At 60.8% G+C, this 23,070-nt stretch carries 16 protein-coding genes; 8 read left to right on the top strand and 8 right to left on the bottom strand.

Annotation, left to right across the window (positions count from 1 at the left end):
- Positions 1-35 precede the first annotated feature (35 nt).
- Complete coding sequence (locus tag JFT85_RS00215; protein WP_053256557.1) at positions 36-962, top strand: carbon-nitrogen hydrolase family protein; 927 nt, start codon at positions 36-38, stop codon at positions 960-962.
- A gap of 49 nt (positions 963-1,011) precedes the next feature.
- Here JFT85_RS00215 and JFT85_RS00220 read toward each other — a convergent pair whose 3' ends face one another.
- Genes JFT85_RS00220 through JFT85_RS00230 form a run of 3 tightly spaced genes read right to left on the bottom strand, consistent with a single transcriptional unit; the run spans position 1,012 to position 3,470 of the window.
- Entirely contained in the window at positions 1,012-1,563 is a 552-nt protein-coding gene (locus JFT85_RS00220) for a GNAT family N-acetyltransferase (RefSeq protein ID WP_053256556.1), read from the bottom strand.
- Positions 1,564-1,568: 5 nt separating this feature from the next.
- The gene (locus JFT85_RS00225) at positions 1,569-2,030 is read right to left on the bottom strand and encodes an LEA type 2 family protein (RefSeq protein WP_053256555.1); all 462 of its coding nucleotides are present in this window, start codon (positions 2,028-2,030) and stop codon (positions 1,569-1,571) included.
- Positions 2,031-2,042: 12 nt separating this feature from the next.
- On the bottom strand, positions 2,043-3,470 hold the full coding sequence (locus JFT85_RS00230) for a nucleobase:cation symporter-2 family protein (protein ID WP_053256554.1): 1,428 nt from the start codon (positions 3,468-3,470) through the stop codon (positions 2,043-2,045).
- A 234-nt stretch (positions 3,471-3,704) separates the two neighbouring features.
- Here JFT85_RS00230 and JFT85_RS00235 point away from each other — a divergent pair, with 234 nt between their 5' ends.
- Entirely contained in the window at positions 3,705-5,330 is a 1,626-nt protein-coding gene (locus tag JFT85_RS00235; protein WP_187602385.1) for a methyl-accepting chemotaxis protein, read from the top strand.
- A 35-nt stretch (positions 5,331-5,365) separates the two neighbouring features.
- On the opposite strand, the gene JFT85_RS00240 is transcribed toward JFT85_RS00235, so the two are convergent.
- Positions 5,366-6,481, bottom strand: coding sequence for a Gfo/Idh/MocA family protein (locus JFT85_RS00240; protein WP_201228715.1), 1,116 nt, complete (start codon positions 6,479-6,481; stop codon positions 5,366-5,368).
- Positions 6,482-6,766: 285 nt separating this feature from the next.
- Between JFT85_RS00240 and JFT85_RS00245 the strand changes: the two genes are divergently transcribed.
- Positions 6,767-7,816: a YCF48-related protein gene (locus JFT85_RS00245; protein WP_242486507.1), complete on the top strand. Its 1,050-nt coding sequence runs from the start codon at positions 6,767-6,769 to the stop codon at positions 7,814-7,816.
- 15 nt (positions 7,817-7,831) lie between these two features.
- Positions 7,832-10,207: an efflux RND transporter permease subunit gene (locus JFT85_RS00250; protein ID WP_053256550.1), complete on the top strand. Its 2,376-nt coding sequence runs from the start codon at positions 7,832-7,834 to the stop codon at positions 10,205-10,207.
- 62 nt (positions 10,208-10,269) lie between these two features.
- Here the strand turns inward: JFT85_RS00250 and JFT85_RS00255 are convergent, their stop codons facing one another.
- Positions 10,270-14,571 (bottom strand): dermonecrotic toxin domain-containing protein, encoded by a 4,302-nt coding sequence (locus JFT85_RS00255; protein WP_242486508.1) that lies wholly within the window; start codon positions 14,569-14,571, stop codon positions 10,270-10,272.
- A gap of 117 nt (positions 14,572-14,688) precedes the next feature.
- On the opposite strand from JFT85_RS00255, the gene JFT85_RS28355 reads away from it, so the two are divergent.
- From JFT85_RS28355 to JFT85_RS00270, 4 genes are all read left to right on the top strand, one after another.
- Positions 14,689-15,012, top strand: a complete 324-nt coding sequence (locus tag JFT85_RS28355) for a hypothetical protein (protein WP_242486509.1) — start codon at positions 14,689-14,691, stop codon at positions 15,010-15,012.
- 617 nt (positions 15,013-15,629) lie between these two features.
- Positions 15,630-15,926, top strand: coding sequence for a DUF5629 family protein (locus JFT85_RS00260; protein WP_073638667.1), 297 nt, complete (start codon positions 15,630-15,632; stop codon positions 15,924-15,926).
- Positions 15,913-17,088, top strand: a complete 1,176-nt coding sequence (locus JFT85_RS00265) for a lactonase family protein (protein WP_053256547.1) — start codon at positions 15,913-15,915, stop codon at positions 17,086-17,088. The genes JFT85_RS00260 and JFT85_RS00265 overlap by 14 nt, the downstream gene beginning before the upstream one ends.
- 155 nt (positions 17,089-17,243) lie before the next feature.
- A complete protein-coding gene (locus JFT85_RS00270; RefSeq protein ID WP_073638665.1) occupies positions 17,244-17,423 on the top strand; it encodes a hypothetical protein in 180 nt (59 codons plus the stop codon).
- Between the two features lie 126 nt (positions 17,424-17,549).
- Here the strand turns inward: JFT85_RS00270 and JFT85_RS00275 are convergent, their stop codons facing one another.
- Genes JFT85_RS00275 through JFT85_RS00285 form a run of 3 tightly spaced genes read right to left on the bottom strand, consistent with a single transcriptional unit; the run spans position 17,550 to position 23,016 of the window.
- The gene (locus JFT85_RS00275; RefSeq protein ID WP_201228719.1) at positions 17,550-18,143 is read right to left on the bottom strand and encodes a glutathione S-transferase N-terminal domain-containing protein; all 594 of its coding nucleotides are present in this window, start codon (positions 18,141-18,143) and stop codon (positions 17,550-17,552) included.
- A complete protein-coding gene (locus JFT85_RS00280; RefSeq protein ID WP_201228721.1) occupies positions 18,140-21,778 on the bottom strand; it encodes an AAA family ATPase in 3,639 nt (1,212 codons plus the stop codon). Before JFT85_RS00280 ends, JFT85_RS00275 begins: the two co-directional genes overlap by 4 nt.
- The gene (locus JFT85_RS00285) at positions 21,775-23,016 is read right to left on the bottom strand and encodes an exonuclease SbcCD subunit D C-terminal domain-containing protein (protein ID WP_201228723.1); all 1,242 of its coding nucleotides are present in this window, start codon (positions 23,014-23,016) and stop codon (positions 21,775-21,777) included. Before JFT85_RS00285 ends, JFT85_RS00280 begins: the two co-directional genes overlap by 4 nt.
- Between the last annotated feature and the right edge of the window lie 54 nt (positions 23,017-23,070).

The following is a 23,070-nucleotide window of genomic DNA, read 5'->3' on the forward strand; positions in this document are numbered from 1 at the left end:
GAGAATGGGCAACCCCCTTATTCGGAGAGTTCGTCATGCCTGTTTCTACCGTGGCTGCTTTGCAAATTGGCGCCCTGCCGGGTGGCAAGGCGCAAACCCTGGCGCAAATCCTGACCTATGAGCAAGAAATCCTGCGCAGTGGCGCGCAATTGGTGGTGATGCCCGAGGCCTTGCTCGGCGGCTACCCCAAGGGCGAAAGCTTCGGCACGCAGTTGGGTTACCGCCTGCCGGAAGGCCGCGAAGCGTTTGCGCGGTATTTTGCCAATGCCATCGACGTGCCGGGCATCGAAACCGAAGCACTGGCCGGGTTGTCGGCCCGTACCGGCGCGAGCCTGGTACTCGGTGTGATTGAGCGCAGTGGCAGCACGCTGTATTGCACACTGTTGTATTTCGAGCCGTCGGGCGGTTTGGTCGCCAAGCACCGCAAGCTGATGCCCACCGGCACCGAACGGCTGATCTGGGGCAAGGGCGATGGCTCGACCTTGCCGGTGATCGATGCAGCGGTAGGCCGCATTGGCGGCGCAGTCTGCTGGGAAAACATGATGCCGTTGCTGCGCACGGCGATGTACGCCAAGGGCGTGGAGGTGTGGTGCGCGCCTACGGTGGATGAGCGCGAGATGTGGCAAGTGAGCATGCGCCATATTGCCCACGAAGGCCGCTGCTTTGTGGTGAGTGCCTGCCAAGTGCAGGCTTCGCCCGAGGCGTTGGGGGTGGAGGTTGCCAACTGGCCGTCAGACCGCGCCTTGATCGCGGGCGGCAGCGTGATCATCGGGCCGATGGGCGACATCCTGGCCGGGCCGTTGCTGGGCGGGGCGGGGTTATTGACCGCGCAGATCAACACCGATGACCTGGTGCGCGCACGGTACGACTATGACGTGGTGGGGCATTATGCGCGGCCGGACATATTTGAGCTGGTAGTGGATGAGCGTGCCAAACCGGGCGTGCGCTTCATCACCGACTAAAACCCGTCGAGCACGCTGGGCGCAGGCAAGCCCGCGCCCAGCGTAAATTTCAGCGTGCGCGCGCGTGGGCTTCAAGCCATTCCTCGCGGGTCATCTCCCATAACTCGCGTGGCAAAGTCCCTTCTACAAACGCCCCGTAATCCGTGCGGATCAAGCGCATGCCGGTGCGCTCGGAAATCCGCCGTGACCCTCGGTTAGGCCCAGCCTTGGGCACGCGCAGCAGCGGGCGTTTGAGGGTATCGAACCAGTATTCGGTCACCGCCGCACTGGCTTCGCTCATCAAGCCCAGGCCGTGCCATTGCGGGCCGAGCCAAAAGCCACGGTTGTTGTCGTGTTCGTCCATCAGGCTGATAGTACCGATCAGTTGCTCAGGCGCGCTGTTGAGGCGGATCGACCAGTGCCACTCCTTGCCACGGGCCATGGCGGGCAGGGCGTGCTGTTGCAGATAAGTACGCGCGCCGTCGGCCGGGTAGGGCCAGGGCACCAAGGCATTGAGGTAGCGCACCACGGCCCAATGCGGGAATTGCTGCTGGATACCGTCGGCGTCGTCCAGGGTGAGTGGGCGCAGGATCAGCCGTTCAGTGAGCAATGTCGGTTGCATGGCCTTTACCAGGTCGCCGTGTTTGGCAGGTCCAACGTGCCGCGCTCCACAAAGCGCAGGGTGCCGAACAGCCCACCGGCCAGTTTGCCACGCAGTACGTACGGCAAGTTGTTCAAGCTCTGGGTCTGGCTCAGCCCCAGCGTTTGGCGTAATACCGAAAATGCGGAAACGCTGACTGGCACCATCAGCACCGCTTCGGAAAAGCGTGCAATGGAACCGGATTGATCACTCACCCCCGACGCCAGCGGCCGACCATTGACGTCCAGGTCCAAGGCTACGCCGCTGTAGTCGATTGCCGTTTCATTGGGGTTCTGCACCCGTAGCTTCACGGCGAAGCGTACTTCCAGGTCCTGGCTTTGCAGCGGCTCGATGCCGACCACCGTAATGTTGAGCGGGTCGCGGTTGGGGAACAGCGCGCAGGCGCTCAAGGTAAGCAGCAGTAGCGATAGAACCATGAGCTTGCGCATTAACAGATGCTCCTATTTCGTGACGTCCGGATCCTGCATGACCTTGAGGGTAGAGGACTCCGGATCAAATTCATCTTCTTCCAGCTCTAAGAACTCTTCCGGCAGGAAAATGTTCAGCACGATTGCACAGAACGCCCCCACGGTGATCGGCGATTCGAAGATGTTGTGCAGCGCCTTGGGCAAGTCGCGCAATACCTCCGGCACGGCGGCGACCCCCAGGCCCATGCCCAGGGAAATCGCCACGATCAGCACATTGCGCCGATGCAGCCCGGCTTCGGCAAGAATCTTGATCCCGGCCACGGCAACGGTGCCGAACATGATCAGGGTGGCGCCGCCGAGTACCGGTTTGGGCATCAGTTGCAGCACGGCGCCGATCATCGGGAACAGCCCCAGCAGCACCAGCAGGCCGGCGATAAAGTACGCCACGTAGCGACTGGCCACGCCGGTCAGCTGAATCACGCCATTGTTTTGCGCGAAGGTCACCATCGGCAGGCTGTTGAACGTCGCGGCCATCGCCGAGTTGAGGCCGTCGGCCAGCAGGCCCGACTTGATTCGCTTGATGTAGAGCGGGCCTTTGACCGGTTGCTGGGAAATCATCGAGTTGGCCGTCAAGTCACCGGCGGCTTCCAATGGCGAAATCAGAAAAATCACCGCCACCGGTATAAACGCCACCCAGTCGAACGAGAACCCGTACTTGAACGGCACCGGCACGCTGATTAACGGCACCTGCGGCAGCGCCGCCATATCGACACGTCCCATCCACCAGGCCACCACGAAGCCCAGGGTCAGGCCGATCACGATCGAACCCAGGCGCAGGAACGGGTTACTGAAGCGGTTGAGCACCACGATGGTCAGCAGCACCAGCGCCGCCAGCCCCATATTGCTTGCCGCGCCCAGATCGCTGGAACCGAAGCCCCCCGCCATGTCGGTGACCGCCACCTTGATCAACGACAAACCCATCAAGGTGATGATGGTGCCCGTCACTACCGGGGTGATCAGTTTGCGCAGCTTGCCGATGAACTGGCTGAGCACCACTTCGATAAAGGCTGCGAAAAAGCAGATGCCAAAGATCGTCGAGAGGATTTCATCAGTACCGCCGCCTCGGGCCTTGACCATGAACCCGGCACTCAAAATAACGCTGATAAACGAAAAACTGGTGCCCTGCAGGCACAGCAGGCCGGAACCGATCGGCCCGAACGTGCGCGCTTGCACAAACGTCCCGAGCCCGGACACGAACAGCGCCATGCTCACCAGGTACGGCACCTCGCTTTCCAGCCCCAGCACGCCGCCGACGATCAACGTGGGGGTGATGATGCCGACGAAACTCGCGAGCACATGTTGCAGCGCAGCAAAAATCGCTGCGGTGAAGTGCGGGCGGTCTTCCAGGCCGTAGATCAGGTCGGATTTATAGCGGGGGCGGGGCGCTTGAGCGTCAGACAAAATGCGGGCTCGGGTCAGAAAAGGGACGCGAAGGATGCCAGAAAGTGTTGGCTGTCAGAAGTGTGAAAAAATATTTCGAAATGTGCCCATTAATTTCTCAAGTCCGCCGATAGCCTGAATAGGCCCACACATCAATGACAACAGTGGCGCTTAGTGGTCCGAGTGGTGCGTTGACACCCGCGGATCGTGTCGCCGCAGGGATGCGCGCAAACACCCCTTTTTGAGAGCACCCCTATGTCCCTTCGTAATCTGAATATTGCCCCTCGCGCTTTTCTCGGTTTTGCGTTCATTGCGTTGCTGGTAGTAATCCTTGGCGTGTTTGCCGTCAACCGCATGACGACAATCCGCCAGGCATCCATGGACATGGGGGCCAACCAACTACCCAGTGTGAAATACCTCGGTAACCTCACAGAAAACGTTCTGCGCCTGCGCATTCTGTCCTTTCGGGTACTGATCAACCGCGAACCTGCGGCGCTCGAGGAAGCCAAGACGCGCATCGGCGTATTGATGGATAAGGTCAAGCAGGCTCAAAGCGCGTATTCGGTGATGCCGGCGGGTCCCGAGGAGGCGGCCTTGTACAAAACCTTCGCCGCGACCCTTGAGAGTTACTTCGCCGCTCAGGCCGAGATGCTGTCACTGTCCCAGCAAAACAACGTCGAGGCGATGCGCACCCTGATCAACACGCGAATCAAGAACGGTACCGACTTGATGGGCGAGCAACTCAACCAACTGATCGCGTTCAACGGCGCCGATGCCGACCAGGCCGGGCGTAATGCTGAGGCCAGTTACCAACAAGGCGTGACCGGGATCATCATCGTTTCAGTCGCAGCGGCGTTGTTGACCGTGTTGCTGGCCTGGCTGCTGACGCGCAGCATTGTTACGCCGCTGCGCAAAGCGGTGGAAGTGGCGCAAACCATTGCCGGTGGCAAGTTGACCAGCGTTATTGAAGACGATGGCAAGGACGAGCCGGCACGCTTGCTCAGTGCCCTGTCGGCCATGCAAGCCAACCTGCGCCAAACCATCCAGCACATCGCCGGTTCCGCCACCCAGCTTGCCTCGGCAGCGGAAGAACTCAGCGCGGTCACCGAGGAAGCCTCCAAAGGCCTGCAACAGCAGAACAACGAAATCGACCAGGCCGCCACCGCCGTCAACGAAATGACCGCTGCCGTGGAAGAGGTGGCGCGCAACGCGGTGTCCACCTCCGAAGCCTCCAGCCAATCCAACCTGGCAGCGCGTGAAGGGCGTGATCGCGTGGTGGAAACCGTCGGCGCGATTCAAACCATGACTCAGGATGTACAAAACACCTCGGTCATGATCGAAGGCTTGGCCACTCAGGGCCGCGACATTGGCAAGGTCCTCGACGTGATACGCGCAATTGCCGAACAGACCAACCTGCTCGCGCTCAACGCAGCGATTGAGGCGGCCCGCGCCGGTGAAGCCGGCCGAGGGTTTGCGGTGGTGGCCGATGAAGTCCGCGCCTTGGCTCATCGCACCGCGCAGTCGACCCAGGAAATCGAAAAAATGGTCGCCGGTATCCAGAGCGGCACCGGTGACGCGGTACAGTCGATGCAGCAGAGCAACCAGCGCACCCACGCCACCCTGGAAATGGCCCGCGCCGCCGGTGTGGCGCTGGAGCAGATCACCCAATCCATCAGCCTGATCAATGAGCGCAACCTGGTGATCGCCAGCGCCTCGGAAGAGCAGGCGCAGGTGTCCCGTGAAGTCGACCGCAACCTGGTGAACATCCGCGACCTGGCGACGCAGTCGGCGGCGGGCGCTAACCAGACCAGCGCGGCCAGCCACGAGCTGTCGCGCCTGGCGGTGGATTTGAACGGGATGGTCGCGCGTTTCGTGATCTAAGCCGAACGCGTGGGGAGCGCGCTGCTCCCCCGCATTTACACCTCGCTCACGTTGACCCAACGCGCCTCACGCGCGGCCAGGCGAATCGCCGTCGCCAGCCGCTCGACCTCCCACGCCTGGTCAAAGTCGGTGCCATCAACGCCCTGACCCGCCAGCGCCATGATCAATTCGTGTACTTCCAGCGTCTTCAACTCGTTGTAGCCCAATTGATGCCCGGCCGCCGGGCTGAACGCGGCATAGCCGGGCAGGGCGGGGCCCGCCAGCAACCGCTGGAAACCGTCCTGGCCGACACGGCACACACGCAGCTCGTTCAAGCGCTCCTGATCGAACGCAAGGGTGCCTTTCGTACCGCTGATTTCGAAACTCAGGTGGTTTTTGTAGCCATGCTTGAGCCAACTGCTGCTCACGGTGCCACGGGCGCCGTTGGCAAAGCGCAGCAGCGCATGCACCTGGTCATCCACGGCAATCGCGCGGTTCGTCGGGCTGCCGGCGGTGGCGGGGCGTTGCGCGTGGACGGTGTGGGTGTCGGCGCACACGCTGAGCACATCGCCCACCAGGTAGCGTGCCATCGACAGCAGGTGGCTACCGAGGTCCGCCAGCGCACCACCGGCATGGTCCACTTCACACCGCCACGACCAGGGCGAGGCCGGGTCGGCCATGAAGTCTTCGCTGAACTCGCCCTGGAAGCTGATGATCTCGCCCAGCTCTCCATTGGCAATCATCTGCCTTGCCAGGCTGATCATCGGGTTGTGCTGATAGTTATAGCCGACGCGCGTGACCACCCCGGCGGCACGGGCGGCGCGGCGCATCGCGTCGGCCTGCTCCAGGCTGACCGCTAGCGGCTTTTCGCAATACACCGCCTTGCCCGCCGCAATCGCAGCCATGGCCATGGGGTAATGCAGATGGTTGGGGGTGGTGATGGCCACCACGTCAACGCTGGGGTCGTTGATCAGCGCCTGCCAATCGCCATGGGCCTGGGCAAACCCCCACGCCGTCGCGCAACGCTGAGCGCGCGCGGTGTCGGCATCGGCCAGGGCCGCTAACGTGAGGCGTACCGGCAGTTCGAATACCGCCCGCGCATTATTGAACGCTAACGCATGGGCGCGCCCCATGAAGCCTGTGCCGATCAGGCCGATTCCGAGTTCACGCATAGCCGTGGTCCTTTGAATTATTGTTTTCAAGAACGCCATTAATGGAATAAAAATTCACTAAATTCAATAGATGGAATAAAAATTCATTAATCAGCCTGGGGAATGCAGCGATATTCAGGCCACGACCAAACGCCGTCAGTTAACAAAAGATAACGTAGCGCCGATTGTCAGACGATTCGAAAGCCCGATAGGATGGCCCTTGCTTCCTCCAGGCGCTCTAGAGTGCAGGTTTCAGAGCCCGGGAAGGCGAGACCACCTAACAATAATAAATGGGGAGAAAGGTCTATGAGTGAGCCTGTCATGGGTTGGGCTGTTTGCTGCCCGCGCGCCGCACGCAGGGTTGCGATGCTGGCCACAGCGCTCTCGCTGTTTGGAGTGTTATCGACTCCCACGTTCGCTGCCGGCGATACCCGTACGCAGCCGATATTCGCGATTGAATCCCCCAAGGCCAGCAAAGGCCTGATGATCGATGTGGTCCATGCCGGCAAACGTCTGGTGGCGGTCGGTGATCGTGGGCACATCCTCTATTCCGATGACCAGGGCAGCACCTGGACCCAGGCCAAAGTCCCCACCCGGCAACTGCTCACGGCAGTGTATTTCGTCGACGATAAACGCGGCTGGGCGGTCGGCCATGATGCGCAGATTCTGGCAAGCGTCGACGGCGGCGCTAGCTGGACCCAGCAATTTCAGGACCTCAAGCGCGAAGCACCGTTGCTCGACGTGTGGTTCAAGGATGCCGAACACGGTATCGCCGTGGGCGCCTACGGTGCGTTGATTGAAACCACCGACGCTGGCAAACACTGGGAAGACGTCAGCGACCGTCTCGATAACGAAGACCAGTTCCACCTCAACGCCATCGCCCACATCAAGGACGCCGGGCTGTTTATCGTCGGCGAGCAGGGCAGCATGTTCCGCTCCAGCGACGACGGCCAGACCTGGGAGAAGCTCGAAGGCCCCTACGAGGGCTCGCTGTTCGGGGTGATCAGCACCGCCCAGCCGCAAACCCTGTTGGTCTATGGCCTGCGCGGCAACCTGTATCGCTCCACGGATTTCGGTAGCACCTGGGAGCAAGTCCAATTGAATGCGGCGCGTGGCGCCCTGGAGTTCGGTTTGTCGGGCGCGAGTTTGCTCGATGACGGCTCGCTGGTCGTGGTCGGCAATGGCGGCAGCGTGGTGGTCAGTCACGATGATGGCCAGACCTTCAGCGTATTCAACCGCCCGGACCGCATCTCATTGTCGGCAGTCACTGCTGCAGGCAATGGCAACCTGATTCTGGTCGGGCAGGGCGGTGTACGCGTTGCTACGCCGGCCGGCGCTGAACTCGAAAAACAATAAGAAGGCGGGTAAAGAATGAGCAGTCATCACAACGATAAAGCGACCTTGCTTGAGCGCCTGATCTTCAACAATCGCCCGGCAGTCATCGTCATCTGCCTGCTGGTGAGTATTTTCCTGTTCTGGCAGGCGACGCTGATTCGCCCGTCGACCAGCTTTGAAAAGATGATCCCCCTCAAGCATCCCTTCATCGAAAAGATGATGGAGCACCGTAACGATCTGGCCAACCTGGGCAACACCGTGCGCATCTCGGTGGAGGCCAAGGACGGCGACATCTTCACCAAGGAGTACATGGAGACCCTGCGCCAGATCAACGACGAGGTGTTCTACATCTCGGGCGTTGACCGCTCGGGTCTCAAGTCGCTGTGGAGCCCCAGCGTACGCTGGACCGAAGTCACCGAAGAAGGCTTTGCCGGCGGTGAAGTGATCCCGCAAAGTTACAACGGCTCGCCGCAAAGCCTCGACCAGTTGCGCAACAATGTGCTCAAGTCCGGCCAGGTCGGGCGCCTGGTGGCCAACGACTTCAAGTCAAGCATCGTCGACATCCCGTTGCTGGAGTCCTACCCGGACCCGCAGGACCAGGGCAAATTGCTGGCCCTGGACTACCGCAAGTTCTCCCATGAACTCGAAGACAAGATCCGCGACAAGTTCGAAGCGCAGAACCCCAACGTCAAAATCCACATCGTCGGGTTTGCCAAGAAGGTCGGCGACCTGATTGATGGCCTGGTCATGGTGGTGATGTTCTTTGGTATCGCGTTCGTCATCACCCTGATTCTGCTGCTGTGGTTCACCAACTGCCTGCGCAGCACCGTCGCGGTGTTGAGCACGACGCTGGTGGCGGTGGTCTGGCAACTGGGGCTGATGCACTTTTTCGGTTTCGGCCTCGACCCGTATTCGATGCTGGTGCCGTTCCTGATTTTCGCCATCGGTATTTCCCATGGCGTGCAGAAGATCAACGGTATTGCGCTGCAATCCAGTGAGGCGGACAACGCGCTGACCGCTGCGCGCCGCACGTTCCGGCAACTGTTCCTGCCGGGGATGATCGCGATTCTCGCCGACGCCGTGGGCTTTATCACACTGCTGATCATCGACATCGGTGTCATCCGCGAGCTGGCCATCGGCGCCTCCATCGGCGTGGCGGTGATCGTGTTCACCAACCTGATCCTGCTGCCGGTGGCGATCTCCTACGTCGGTATCAGCAAGCGTGCCATCGCCAAGAGCAAAAAGGACGCGCACCGCGAACACCCGTTCTGGCGCCTGCTGTCCAAATTCGCCAGCCCCAAGGTCGCGCCGGTGTCTGTGTTGCTCGCGTTGATCGCCTTCGGTGGCGGCCTCTGGTACAGCCAGAACCTCAAGATCGGCGATCTGGACCAGGGTGCACCGGAACTGCGCCCGGACTCGCGCTATAACAAGGACAACAATTTCATCATCAGCAACTACTCCACCAGCTCCGACGTGCTGGTGGTGATGGTCAAGACCAAGGCCGAAGGCTGTTCGCGCTATGAAGCCATGGCGCCCATCGACCAACTGATGTGGAAGATGCAGAACACTGAAGGCGTGCAGTCGGCAATCTCGCTGGTGACCGTGTCCAAGCAAATGATCAAGGGGATGAACGAGGGCAACCTCAAATGGGAAACCTTGTCGCGCAACCCTGACGTCCTGAACAACTCCATCGCCCGTGCCGATGGCTTGTACAACAACAATTGCTCGCTGGCGCCGGTGCTGGTGTTCCTCAACGACCACAAGGCCGAAACCCTCGACCGCGCGGTGCACGCCGTGCAGGACTTCGCCAAGGAGAACAACAAGGATGGCCTGGAATTTATCCTTGCCGCCGGTAACGCCGGGATCGAAGCCGCCACCAACGAAGTCATCAAAGAGTCGGAGCTGACCATTCTGATCCTGGTCTACCTGTGCGTGGCCACGATGTGCATGATCACCTTCCGCTCTTGGGCCGCCACCCTGTGCATCGTGTTGCCGCTGGTGCTGACCTCGGTGCTGGGCAACGCGCTGATGGCGTTCATGGGCATCGGCGTCAAGGTCGCGACCTTGCCGGTGGTGGCGCTGGGCGTGGGGATTGGCGTGGATTACGGCATCTACATCTACAGCCGTCTGGAAAGCTTCCTGCGTGCCGGCCTGCCGTTGCAAGAGGCTTACTACCAAACGCTCAAGTCCACCGGCAAAGCCGTGCTGTTCACCGGCCTGTGCCTGGCAATCGGCGTGTGCACCTGGATCTTCTCGGCCATCAAGTTCCAGGCCGACATGGGCCTGATGCTCACCTTCATGCTGCTGTGGAACATGTTCGGTGCGCTATGGCTGTTGCCGGCGCTCGCACGGTTCCTGATCAAGCCTGAAAAACTGGCCGGGCAGAAAGGCAACTCGTTGTTTGCGCATTAAGTGCCATTAATCAAAAGCCGCACAGTGTGCGGCTTTTTTTTGCAGTGCTCAGCCTGTCAGTTTTACAGCTTCAGAAACAGCTTCTGATCCAACGGGGCGTTGATATCGGCGTTGATTATTTGCGCGACGACGCCGTTGCTTTTGGCTTCGGCAATCAAGTCTTTTTTGGTTTTGTAGCGTTGCGACGGGATTTTCAGATGCGCTGCTCTGTGATCATCCCGTGGCCAACCTTTCTGCGGGTAGTGGAAGTGGGCGTACCACACCACGTCGATCTTGCCTTTTTTACGCACCGCGTATTCGGTGAATACGTCGCCAGCTTTTGTGGGCACGTCCCGCCGTACCAGGTTGATATCGACAAACCCATGACGCCACAGGAAGTCGACATTTTCCGCTGTCGGCGGCTGAACCAGATAGCCATCTGCGGTGTGTTGTCGGGCCTTTTGCAGCATTTCATCTGCAGCGGTTCGCCAGCGCGCCACCAACTCGGCGGTTTCCGGCCTGCCACCGTGGTTGGCCTCGGCCTGCCGTGCGGTCTCCTTGAGTTGGTTAGCCACGGTCTCCAGCATCTCGTACCAATCCAGAGGGGAGACGGTGTCGCGTCGCTGGGGGTCGTCAAGTTTCTTTTTCTGGAAAAGAATCGATTGCTCGCGTCGCGTCGCGGCATCTATCGACTTTTGCGCATCGCTCTTATAGCTCGCCAAGGGCTTCGGCGAAGCGGCGGGAGACGTTTGCGTGGGCTGGCCGCGGATGATTTTCACCCATCCGCGCTCCTTGGCGTGTTCACTGTAGCTTGCGATAGGTTGGCCGCTTTGTGGGTCCAACACATCGATGATGTCGACGGTTCGGCCCGGCTCGGGCGCGCGTAATGTGCCAATCAAGGTCTCTTTATGTTCGGTCTTGAACACGCGCTGGTTCTGCGGTTTGGCCCTTTGGTCACTGCGCGCGGGCGCAGCCGGAATCAGAAACTGCTCCTCTTTGACGACCTGTGCCAATTCGGCCTGTGCATCGGCGATGAATTCACTCAGTAAAGCAGTGAACCGCTGGTGGTAGTCCGCCCGAAAGAGCTGTGGATACTCTTCCTGCAAGACAAGACTGTCGCTCAGGACCTGTTTGTATTTGGTGATAATGGTGTTTAGCGTCGCGTTTCGCTCGCCCAAGGTGAAGTCGTTGTATTGGCGTAGATCCTGGAGTGCTGAAGCTTCGGCTTTCAGATTGTCCTTTAAGAATCGCTCCATCTGACGGCGCGCGGCATCCTCTGGGAAGCGCGCACCCCATGTCGAGGTCAGTTGATGGAGAAACGACAGGTTGTTCAATTTCGTTGTAAGTTCATTGAGCGCGACAGTCGTGGTGTATCGCCTCTTGATGTAGCCCAACGCTTCCTTGTTGCCAAAAGGTGAATCGCTCTTCCACTCAGCCAACAGCGCGCCGACTGCCTGCCGCGACCGCAACAGTTGTTCATTGTTTTCATAGATTATTTTGTACGCTTCAGTCAATTGTTCGTAGGCTGGCTGTATGCCGCCATTGGCATGTGCTTCCAGCTCTGAGATTGAGGCGCCACGCACGCCGTACTGACGGGTGTCGTTAAACAGGCGAACGTAAAAGTTTTCTATTGCCGTCAAGGTGTGCAGCGTATTTTCGTACTCCACTGAACGGTTGTGCTTGAACTCCGATAGATCGTCTATCCCGCCCAACTTCCTCGGCGCAATGGTTTCAACAGTGGTTTTGCTGGCGGCCACGAGTGATTGCGTCAGGGGTTTGAGACGCTCAAGTTGTTGAGCAATCCTGTCCTTCAGCGCGTCGGTAATCTGCCGTTGCTGTGCATAAGGTTCGGCAAATCGAACGGCTGATGCCTCGGTGCTTGCCAGGTTGTAAAGGGTCTTGAGTTTCTTTCGGGCGCTTTCGTACTCGGTGAGGTCGGCCTCGATGTTTGCCATTGCAGTGTCATGTGTTTTTGAAACTTTCTTGCGCTCTTTCAGGTTGCGCCGATAGTCGGTCTCCGCCAGGCGCTTGGCTTGCATACTGTTCGCGAGTGAATCCAGTGGCCTGGCAGATTTTGGCATGCCGCCTCTGAGTTTGGGCGCCAGGTCAAAATGCCACTTACCCTGCGCGTCGCGTGTGATGGGCGGCGCTGTACGTGCCTTGTTGTGTTCATCGATGACGTAGGCGCCATCCAGGTCGTTTGCCACGCGGAACCAGTGATGGTCGATGTTGGCATAAAGCCGGTCATGAACGTTGTACAGGCCTTTTCTGGTGCCTTCGCCGATGGGCGATCCGGGATCCGTTGGCGCCGCTACTTTGAACGAGTCTATGTGCGCAAGCAGGCTTGGCGTTAACCCGCGTGGGCTCGATAATCGCACGTCAATGGCCGTGTTTTCGCCGCCAAAGCTGCCGGAGGCGGGCGCTGCCGGGGCCTGCCGGATGATGGCTTGGCGGGCAACGGGCTCATCGTCGTGACGGGGGCGTGGCCCGGCGCTGTCGGAATGGGCGTCTTGCTTGAATGGTTCAAAAGTGCGCGCGGGCTCGCCGGGCTCGGAGGCGGACGCGTGGCCCAGTGTCATGCCCAGGTTGACGAGCAGGTCGACCACCGCCGAAGACGGGTCCGGGTCGTTTGGTGTGGAAAGCCGCTTGATATCTTCTTCGCTGTTGGCCAGTTGCAGCAGCCAGCCCGCCATCGCCCCCGGCCCACGTAGCACCGGCAGCAGTGTGTTGAATAACAGCCAGCCAAGTTCCTTGTGCGAAGCCCAGCGGCTTTCCGCGTCGGAGGTGGATTGGCCTTCTGCCAGGGTGACCAGGCTGTCGGCATTGGTATGGAACCAGTGTTTCATCAGGTCGCCGTTGAGCACGTCCTGGCGTAGCGTGGTGGCGGTCGCATAACCGTCGACGGCAAGTGCGGTGGGGGTGGGCGTGGTGGGCGGGTCGAACTCATTGAATACCGAGTAGCGTGAAATATTGGGCGTTTGGAAGCCGCCGTTGCCATAGACTGCTCGGGCTTTGTCATCTTTCAGCCACGCCAGAATACTCTCCTGCAACGCGCCTGGCGTACGGATGGCCTCCAGCAGCGCGTCGCGGCTGGGGAACTCAAGCAGCGCCGGTTTCAGTAGGGGGCGATAGAGAATATGCGGGCCGCTGGTAGCGGCCAGCGGCTCGATCAGGAACATGTTTACGGCGACATCCGGTGTGGCCCCAGGCTTGCGCACAAAGGCCAGGGGCCGAACGGTAATCGCTTGGCCGTCCACCTGCTTGCTGCCTACGCCCGGGTGGGTAACCGCTTCGATAAAGCGATAACCCAGGTCGGTAATGCCAGCCTCGCCCTTGAGCTTGAGTTCCAGCGCCTGCATGGCGAGCTGGATCGGCACTTGCTCGATAAAGCGCGCGGTTCGGTCCCGAGCCGATGGGCTATCGCTTTGCAGCTCGCGGTTCAACAGTTGCGGGTAGTGGCTACCGATATCAACGCTGCTGACCAGGTTCTTGAGCATCTGCGGCATGTGCGGATCGCTGACCGGTTGCCCGCGCAGATAAACCTCCATCTGCCCCTTGGGCAAGCCCGCGAGGTTGTTCAGGGCCATGTCGACCAGGCTCATCTTCTCCCGTTCGATGTAGCCGCTGCCCAAGTCACCCACGGCGACCTTGAACACCACTTCCAGATCCTGCGCGGTGTAGCCTTTACCTGCCAATTGCTGGTCCAGCTGTTGCCGGGCAAAAGTGCGGATATCGGGGATGCCGTCGAGGAAGGTGCGCCCGTTGTTGCGCTGTACGCTGCTGGCCAGTGCCAGTGAATGATGCCGGTAGGTATCGCGTTCTGCATCACTCGCGTGACTGAGCCATGCCGGTAGATTGTCACGCAGCCGCCCAAGCTTGGTAGCGTTGGGGGTATAGCTCCCTGCAAACCATGGGCTTGGGTCGCTGGCCCGGGAAAATACCTGGTCCAGTTCATCAAGCGTGCCCGATGCCGGCAGTCGAATGGATGCGACGTTTTCCAACATGGCATTCAGGAGGGTCGCGGCTTGTATATCGAAAATATTCGCGTCGGGCGCCTGACGCTTCCAATCAAGGCTATCGAAGACGAACGCCTTCTCCAGATTTCGCCCCCAGGCTTCGCCGAAGGCTTGCAAGGAGTCATACGCGGTTACCACTCCGGCAGGCGTCGCATGCAGGACCTGCGTACGGCCGGCCACTTCTCGGGTGATCAGCAGGTCCGGGCTGAGCTGTGCGGATGCGCGATCGTCGTGGCGAACGGCGGCCTCAAGGATGAATACGCTGGCTGCCGTATCGCCTTTCGCGCGCACGCGTTGCGCTTGATTTGGGTAGCTGACGATTTGGTCAAGGGTGTCGCGTTGTTGCTCAGTCAGCCCGGGCTGTTTCAAGGCGGCGGTTCGCAGGGTGTCTCTGAGGGTGTCGCTGAGCCATAGCCATCGGTTGGTCTGTGCGTCGCCGGCACTTTGGGTGGTGTAGGCATTACCGGTGAAGTGACGAAGCAGTGCTTGCTCAAACCCACGCTTGAGGGCCGTACGCAGGCTGCGGATCGCCATCTCGATAGCCTGCATATCGATGCCGGGCACCAGTGCTCCCGCCAGGGGCGCCGGCTTGAGCGTATGACCGGTAGCTTGGTCGATCAACGTGCAGGCAATGCCTTCTTTATCGGTAAAGTCCAGTTCGCCGTCGGTCGTCAGGTGTTTGAGTGCGACGTCCAGCAGGGGCGTCAGGCAATATTGGGGCGGATTGCTCGAGATGGGTTCGGCCAGCGCGGTGTATTCGAGGTCGAACGCCAACGTGGGGTAGAGGGTTTTGAGCGCCTCGCTGAGTAAACCTGACACAACGGAGCGCAGTGTGGGGCGCTCGGCGAACTGCTGGGCGACCCTATTGGCGGTCAGCTCGGGTGAGCTGGCGGCGTTAACCGGCGCGGGCATTGCAAGTGTGGCAGCCGGGGCCGCGGAGAGTCGCGCAGCGGTCAGCCCGGCTGCTCGGCTGCGTCTGCGCAGGGGGTGCTCGTACTCTGCCTGGGACGAGGTCCCGGAGCCGCCCTCAATGGCTGCTTCACGGGCTTCACCCGGTTGGCGGGCACGAGGTGATGGCAATACAGGGCTCAAGGCGTAGTTGAACAGTGTTGGCGGGTGGTTTCCATGAATCATCGTGCAGCTTCCTTGTCGTTAAGATCTGGCTCGGTGTTGCGATTTAACCCTGGCCGCGCGAAGTGAGCAGGTGAGCAAAAGCTAACGATCGGTGCTTAGCCGTGAAATGAACAATGGGTAATAGCCTGTTTCCGAGGCCGCGCTATCCGCGCAAATCCTGATGGCGCCCAGGTCAGCAGGGGGCGCGGTAATTATGGCTGCATGTTAACGGGGCGAATCGATGAGCAGCGGGGTTTAGGTCGATGCAACAAATTGACCTATCATGACGTCTTTCCTTTTGATGATTGATGGTTATGACTGCCGACACCGCTACCTTGCTCGACGCGTTTAACAACTGCCAGATGGTCGAAATCGACGGGCTGCACACGTTCGATTTCGGCCTGGACGAGCATCAATTGCTGATCCGTTGCATGGACGGTCGTGCCGAGAAACGCTGGAGTTTCAGCCTGGAGCAAGTCAAGGCGGCGGTGTTTGATCAAACGCTGCAAAGTTGGACCCTTACCGGTGACTCGGGCGAGCATCGCCTGGTCTGCATGAACGGCGTCACCGGCAATAATAACGACGAGGATGAAGCGGATGATGATGCGTAAATTCTGGCCCCTGCTGATGGCGGGGAGTGTGGGGGCGATGTCGGTGCACGCCGCGCCGGTCGACACCTATGAACTGCTGGTGGGCAGCTACACGGCCGGCACCAGCGAAGGCATCTACCGCCTGCAATTTGACAGCCGTACGGGCCAGTTCAGTGGCAAGCCGGTGCTCGCGGCCAAGGCGGCCAACCCTTCGTGGCTGACGGTTTCCAAAGACCAGAAGCACCTGTTTGTAGTCAACGAGAACGGCCCGGGCCAGAAAGACCCGGTCGGGCGCGTCAGCAGCTACAGCATTGACCCGCACAGTCATCAGCTCACCCTGATCAACCAGGTGCAAAGCCTGGGCAATGAGCCGACCCATTCCAGCCTGGCCGCTGATGGGCGCTACCTGTTCGTCGCCAACTATTCGGTGCTGGAAGACCCGGGCGGTAGCCTGGCGGTTCTGCCGGTCGATGCCAACGGCAAGCTGTCGGCACCGGTACAACTGAGCGGGCACCCGGCGAGCCGCGTCAACCCTGAGCGCCAGGCGTCCAACCATGTGCACTCGGTGGTGTCGTCGCCGGATGGCAAGTACGTGTATGTGCAGGACTTGGGGGCAGACAAGATTTTTGCCTACCGCTACGACCCACAGGCCAACCACGAACTGCCACTCACTGCGGCTACCCCGGCCTCCGTGCCACTGCCACCGGGCAGCGGCCCACGCCACTTGCTGTTCAGCGCCGATGGCAAGCATGCCTGGCTGACCACCGAGATGAGCGCTCAGGTGGCGGTGTTTGATTACAAGGACGGCACGCTCAGCCAAACCCAGCTGGTGGATTTCGCTGCGGGGCAGCCGGTGTCCGACAAGGCGGGCGCGGCATTGCACGCCTCAAGCGACGGCAAATTCCTTTACGTGAGCAACCGTGGCACCACCAACCAGGTCCTGGTATTCAGCATTGACCCGGCCACCGCGCACCTCAAGGAGTTGCAGCGCCGTTCGGTCGAAGGTGACCATCCGCGCGAGTTCAGCCTGGACCCGAGCGGCAAGTTCCTGCTGATCGCCAACCAGAAGAGCAACGAAATCGTGGTGGTCGAACGTGACCCCAAGACCGGCCTGCTGGGTAAAACCGTGCAGAAATTGCCGATCGATGCCCCCAGCGACCTCAAGTTTCTGGTGCGTCAATAAGCCACAGGCCCCGCAGTGCGGGGCCTGACTCTTGTATTAATTCTATTAATAGCGGCTACTGTTTCAAAGCATTTCTAAGGCTCAGCCCTCGGGCGTAAGTTTGGTTTCAAGGCCTTCACCGGCCACCTAACCAAACGAACACAAGGGTTACCGACATGAACTTCAATCTCTTCTCGATCATCGCCGCTTCCGCTGTTTCCGCCACTGTGGCATTGCCTGCCGCTGCCAGCGTGGAAGTCTCCGGCAAAAAATCCAGCACCAGCGCCTACACCCAGAAATACCTGCAACAAAGCGCCAACTTCTATGCCGCACTGGACCACAAGACTCAGCACTGAGCTTGAGCTGAGCAACGGTCAAATGTGGGAGCTGGCTTGCCTGCGATGAAATCAACTCGGTGTATCAGTTGGACCGAGTTGTCGGCATCGCAGGCAAGCCAGCTCCCACATTTGATTGTGTTGGGCTCAGGGTTTTGCCATCACCGCAATAAACAGCGGCGACTCCAGAAAGCGCTGTAGCCAGGCTTGTAACTGGCGATATGGCGTCCCGGCAAACCACTCGCGATCCACATGGGCAAACTGGCGCACAAACGGCGCCAGTGCCACATCGGCCAGGCTCAACTGCTCGGCCAGCAAGTAGTCATTTTCCGCCAACAAACCTTCCAGCGTCTGCAAAAACACCTCCCCCTCGGCCCGGTAATGTTCCATCGGCTGCTCCGGGTAGCGTTCGGCGTACTTGTATCGATTCAAGTGATGTTTGAACACCTGATCGTTCTCGGCAATCAGCGCCAGCACCCTCGGGTCGCCTTGGCGCAACCAGCCATCCGGATCATGCTGCGCCAGCGCCCATTGCATGATTTCCAGGCTTTCCTCGATCACCCGGCCACCCACGCAGAGTACGGGCACCGTGCCCTTGGGCGACAGTGCGAGCATCTCGGCCGGCTTGGCCTTGAGGCTGACCTCGACAATCTGCACAGGCACGCCCGAGTAGCGCAACGCCAGACGCGCGCGCATCGCATACGGGCAGCGCCGAAACGAATACAGCAGCGCCTCGCTCACTTGACCTCCAGGGTGCTCAAGCCATTGCCCTGGCGCTTGACCTGGATCTGCACCGGGATGCGTTCGTGCATTTCCTGCACGTGGGAGATCACCGCCACCTTGCGGCCCTGGGCCTGCAGGCCGTCCAAGGCGTCCATCGCCAATTGCAGCGACTCGGGGTCGAGGCTGCCAAAGCCCTCGTCGATAAACAGCGACTCGATTTTCAGCGTGCTCGACGCCATCGACGCCAGGCCCAACGCCAGCGCCAGCGACACCAGGAACGTTTCGCCACCTGACAACGAGTGCACCGAGCGCAATTCATCGCCCATCTCGGTGTCCATCACCAGCAAGCCGAGCATGCTGCCGCCACGCTTGAGCCGGTAACGGCGCACCAGCTGGCGCAGTTGCACGTTGGCGTGGTGCACCAGCAGGTCGAGGTTGTAGGCCTGGGCGATCTTGCGGAAGGTGTCGCCGGTGGCCGAACCGATCAGCGCATTCAGGCGTGCCCAGCGCTGCCACTCGTCATAGGCCTTGGCGATGTGCTCGGCCAGTACATGGTTGGCCTCCTGGCGGCGCTGGTCTTCGGACTGGCGCGCACGCAATTCCGCGCAGGTTTTTTCAGCGTCAGCCAATTGCTGATTGAGCGCAGCCAGGGCGGCGTCCAGTTGTTCGGCTGCCAGGTTGCCATTGTGCAACGCCTGGTGTTCGGCCAGGCGTTGCTCGCGCTCCTGCAGCAGCACCTTGGCTTGTTCGACGGCTTTTTCGCTGTGCTGCACCTGCTGGCGCAATGCGTTGACGTGGCTGTCATCAAAGGCCAGCAAGCGCGTGAGCCCGTCGTCATGCAGTTCCGGGTGCAAGGCACGCCATTCGCTCAGGCGTTCGCCCAGGGTGTGTTGCTCGGCGGCCAACGCCTGTTGGCGATCCTGCTGCGCCTTGAGGTCGGCAGCCAATTGAATCAGGGCGTTGCGGGTCTCTTGCAACTGGTGGTTGGCGTCGGTCTCGCTCTGGCGTGACTGGGCCACCGCTTGGTCCAGTTGCTGTTGCCACTGTTCGGCACTGCTGTGCTCGCCGAGCAGCGCGCGGAGCGTGTCCTGGGCGGCCTGTTGCCGAGCAGACAGCTCGGTGACCTGCTGGAGCAAGGCGTCCAGTTGCTGCTGGCGATGCTGCTGATGGGTGTGTTCTTTCTCGATGGCCTGCTGGCGCTCGTGCTGCTCGGCCAGTTCATCGCGCTGGTGGCCCAGTTGCTCAAGGCGTTGGCTGACGTGCTGGTCCAACTGCATAAACGTCGCCGCCGGTTCGCGACGCAGACCTTCGAGGGTTTCTGCGGGCAACAGGCTGGCGAAGGCATGGAGTTCTTCGTCGAGGCGTTCGCGGTCGTTGGACAGCTCGCGCTGCTGGTCCACCAGCAACTGGCGGGCTTGCTGGCTCGCGTCCTGGGCGGCTTGCAGTTGTTGCTGCATGCGCCCGGCATTTTGCTGAAGGTTGAGCAGGGCGCCCTGGCGTTGTTCGTCCTGGCTGATGCTTTGCGTCAGCTGCGCCAGTTGCTGGGCCAGCCAGGTGCTGCGTTTGGCGGCATCCTGATTGAACAACGAGGCGGCCAATGGGTGCGCTTGCAGGCTGGGTGTCAGGCCGTGTTGCTGGGTTGCCAGCAGCTCCTGCTGCTGCAGGAACTCTTTTTGCTGGGCAATCAGGCCGCCGACTTCGCCACGCAGCTCGGTGAGTTTTTCCTTGAGCGTGTCGACCGCTTTCTGCGCTGTCGCTTCTTCGTTTTCATCATGGCGGCCGAGGCTGTGCAGCAACGCTTCGGGCTGGTGATACGGGTGCTCATGGCTGCCGCACACCGGGCACGGTTGGTCATCCTGTAACTGCGCGCGCAACTCTTCGACGCTGGCACTGCGGGCCAGGCGCTGGCGTTCCAGCAGTTGCTTGGTCACCGTCAGGGTCTGTTCGGCCACCGTCAGTTCGGCCTTGGCCTGCAGGCCGATCTGGTTCAGGTGTTCGCGTTGCTGTTGGGCGTGCGCGAGCTTTTGCGTCAATGCAGCCGCCTGTTGGTCCAGCTGTTGCTGGCTGTCCCACAGGCGAGTGAGGTCTTCGAAGGCGCGCTGTTGCTTGCGGTTGTCTTGCAACAGGCTGGCGAGTAATTGAATCTGCTCGGCGACCGCCTGCGGCTCGGCACCGGCTTCCTGGTACAGCAGGTCCAGCGCGTCGCGTTGCTGGGCGAATGTTTCGGCAGCGCTGCTGGCGCGCTGTTCGAGTTGCGGCAGCTCGCTCTGGCCCTTGTTGAGGCGGTTGCCGATCAGCATCAGCTGTTGCAGGCGGTCGCGGTAGGCGCTCCAGGCGTCGCTCAACGGTGCCAGCGCGGCACTGCGCTCAAGCTCGGCCGCCAGGCGTTGCAGGCGCCCGGCCACTTGGGTTTGCTTCTCCTGCAACCCCGTGAGCAAGGCCTGGCCTTCTTGGCAGGCGCTTTCCTGTTGCTGTTTGTCGTCGCTGCGCTTGGCCAGGTCTTGGGTCAGGTGGGCGAGGGTGCTTTGTTGTTCGAACGCCTGACGCAACAAGGGCACGGCGTCGGCCTGCTGTTTCAGGGCGTCAGCCAAGGCGGCCTGGGCGGCGGACTGCTGCTGTTGCGCCTGCTCCTGACGCGCTTGCAGCGCGGTCTGCTGCTCAAGGTGCTGCTGAATCTGCACGGCGAGCGGCGCCAGCAACGTGGCGAGTTCAGCCTGGCGCGCAAACTGATGGCGCTGCGGTGCCAATTGCTCCAGGCGGCTCAGGTCCTGACGCTGTTGGCCCTGGCCTGCCCAATCCGCTTGCGCTCGTTGCAATTGCTCAGTTGCATCTTGTTGGCGCTCCTGCCACTCGCGCAACTCCTTGAGCCAGGTGTGCTGCAACTCCAACTGCTTGAGCTGGGCCTGTTGGGTCTTGAGCTGTTGCTGAGCCTCGGCCAACTGCTGGTCGAGTTCGGCGCGGGCTTCGGCGGGCAACGGCACCACGCCGGTCGCCTGGTCTTGCAGCTGTTTATACGCGTCCTTGGCCTCCTTGGCCTTGTCGAAGGCGCGGCGGCCGAGCTGGGTGTAGAGCGCGGTGTCAGTGAGCTTTTCGAGCAGCTCGCTGCGCTCGTTATCGTTGGCCTTGAGGAAGGCACTGAATTCGCTCTGCGCCAGCAACACTGCACGGGTGAACTGTTCGAAATTCAGGCCCAGGGCCAGTTCCAGCTGGGTTTTGTATTCGGTCTTCTGGCTGGCCAGCAGTTGGTCGCTGTCGAGGTCGATCAGGCTCTGTCGGCTGTTCTGCAACTTGCCGCTGGCCTTGTCACGGGCGCGGTTGGCTTCCCAGCGCGCGCGGTAGCGACGGCCGCTGACGCCGACAAAATCCACCTCGGCATACCCACCGCCGGTGCCGCGCCGCAGCAGGGTGCGCGGGTCGCCGATGGAAATGTCGCTGTCGGCATCCGGCATTTTCGCCTGGCCGGTATCGCCAAGGCGCGGCACCGCGCCAAACAGCGCCAGGCACAAGGCATCCAGCAAGGTACTTTTGCCTGCGCCGGTCGGCCCGGTGATGGCGAACAACCCGGCGCTGGCCAAGGGCTCGGCGGTAAAGTCGATTTCAAACGGGCCCGCCAGTGAGGCGAGGTTTTTCAGGCGGATGGCGAGGATCTTCATGGCTGTTCGCCCTCCTGTTGCACTTCCTGGAGCAGCACGGCGAAGTCCTTCAAGGTTTGTTCATCCACTTCGCTGCCGTAGCTGTCCTGCCAGGCGCGGCTGAACAGTTCCTGGGGCGTGAGCTGGTCGAGTTCGATCAGGCGCTCGTCGTCAGTCTCGTCGCTGCCGCGTTTGCCGGCATATTCGGCGGCAATGCGCACCAGGCGAACGGCCTTGCCTTGCAAGGCGGTCTCGATTTGCTGGCGCAGGTCCGGTTGCGGCTCGTCGAGGCGCACGCGCACTTCCAGCCACGGGTGGCGCTGGGTTTCGGCGAGCAGGTCGATGTCGGGCAGGTCCGCCAATTGCTTGAGGATATCTGCCAGCGGCGCGGCTTCCAGGCGTTGCAGGTTGACCGAACGCGGAATCAGGCGTGGCTCGACACTCACCAGGCATTGGCCCTGAAAGGTCACATCGAGAATTTGGTGCTTGTAGCCGATTTCGGAAAACGACAAGGGAATCGGCGAGCCACTGTAGCGAATCCGTTCCTCACCATTCACCCGTTGCGGCTTGTGCAAATGGCCGAGGGCCACATAACTCACGCTGGCATCAAACAGGCTGGCGGGCAGCGCTTCGGCATTGCCGATGATCAGGCTGCGTTCGGAGTCTTCCGACACCGAACCACCCGCCATGTGGGCATGGCTGATGGCAATCAGCGCCTGGCCTTTTTTGCGTTTGGCATTGGCGGCGGCGATCAGCCATTCGTGCACCTGGCTAATGCCGCGCAAGTAATCATCGCCCAGGTGTGCGCCAGTGACTTCCGCCGGGCGCAAGAACGGCAGCGCCAGGCACCAGGCGGCGATCTTGCCTTTGGCGTCAGGCAGCGGGATCAGCAACCGCTCGGCATCCAGTTGGCCGTCATCCAGCCACAGCACTCGCCCCAGGGCATGCGTGCGCAAACGGCGCATCAACGGCGCCGGCAACTCGATACGCGAGCCGGAGTCGTGGTTGCCGGCGATCATCACAATCGTGAGTTTAGGGTTTTGTTCGTGGGCGCTGATGATGAAGTCATACAGGCGCTCCTGGGCCTTGAGCGGCGGGTTGACCGTGTCGAAAATATCCCCGGCGATCAGCAACACATCCGGTTGCTCGGCTTTTAATTGACTCAGCAGCCACGCGAGAAAGCAGGCGTGTTCGAAGTCGCGTTCCTGGCCATGCAGGTTTTGGCCGAGGTGCCAGTCGGAGGTGTGGAACAGACGCAAGGCGAACTCCGTGGAGAAGATGAAAAGGAGGGGAGTTTACCTGTAAAAGGCCAC

It is taken from the genome of Pseudomonas sp. TH04, from assembly GCF_016651355.1.
Classification (GTDB): domain Bacteria; phylum Pseudomonadota; class Gammaproteobacteria; order Pseudomonadales; family Pseudomonadaceae; genus Aquipseudomonas; species Aquipseudomonas fluorescens.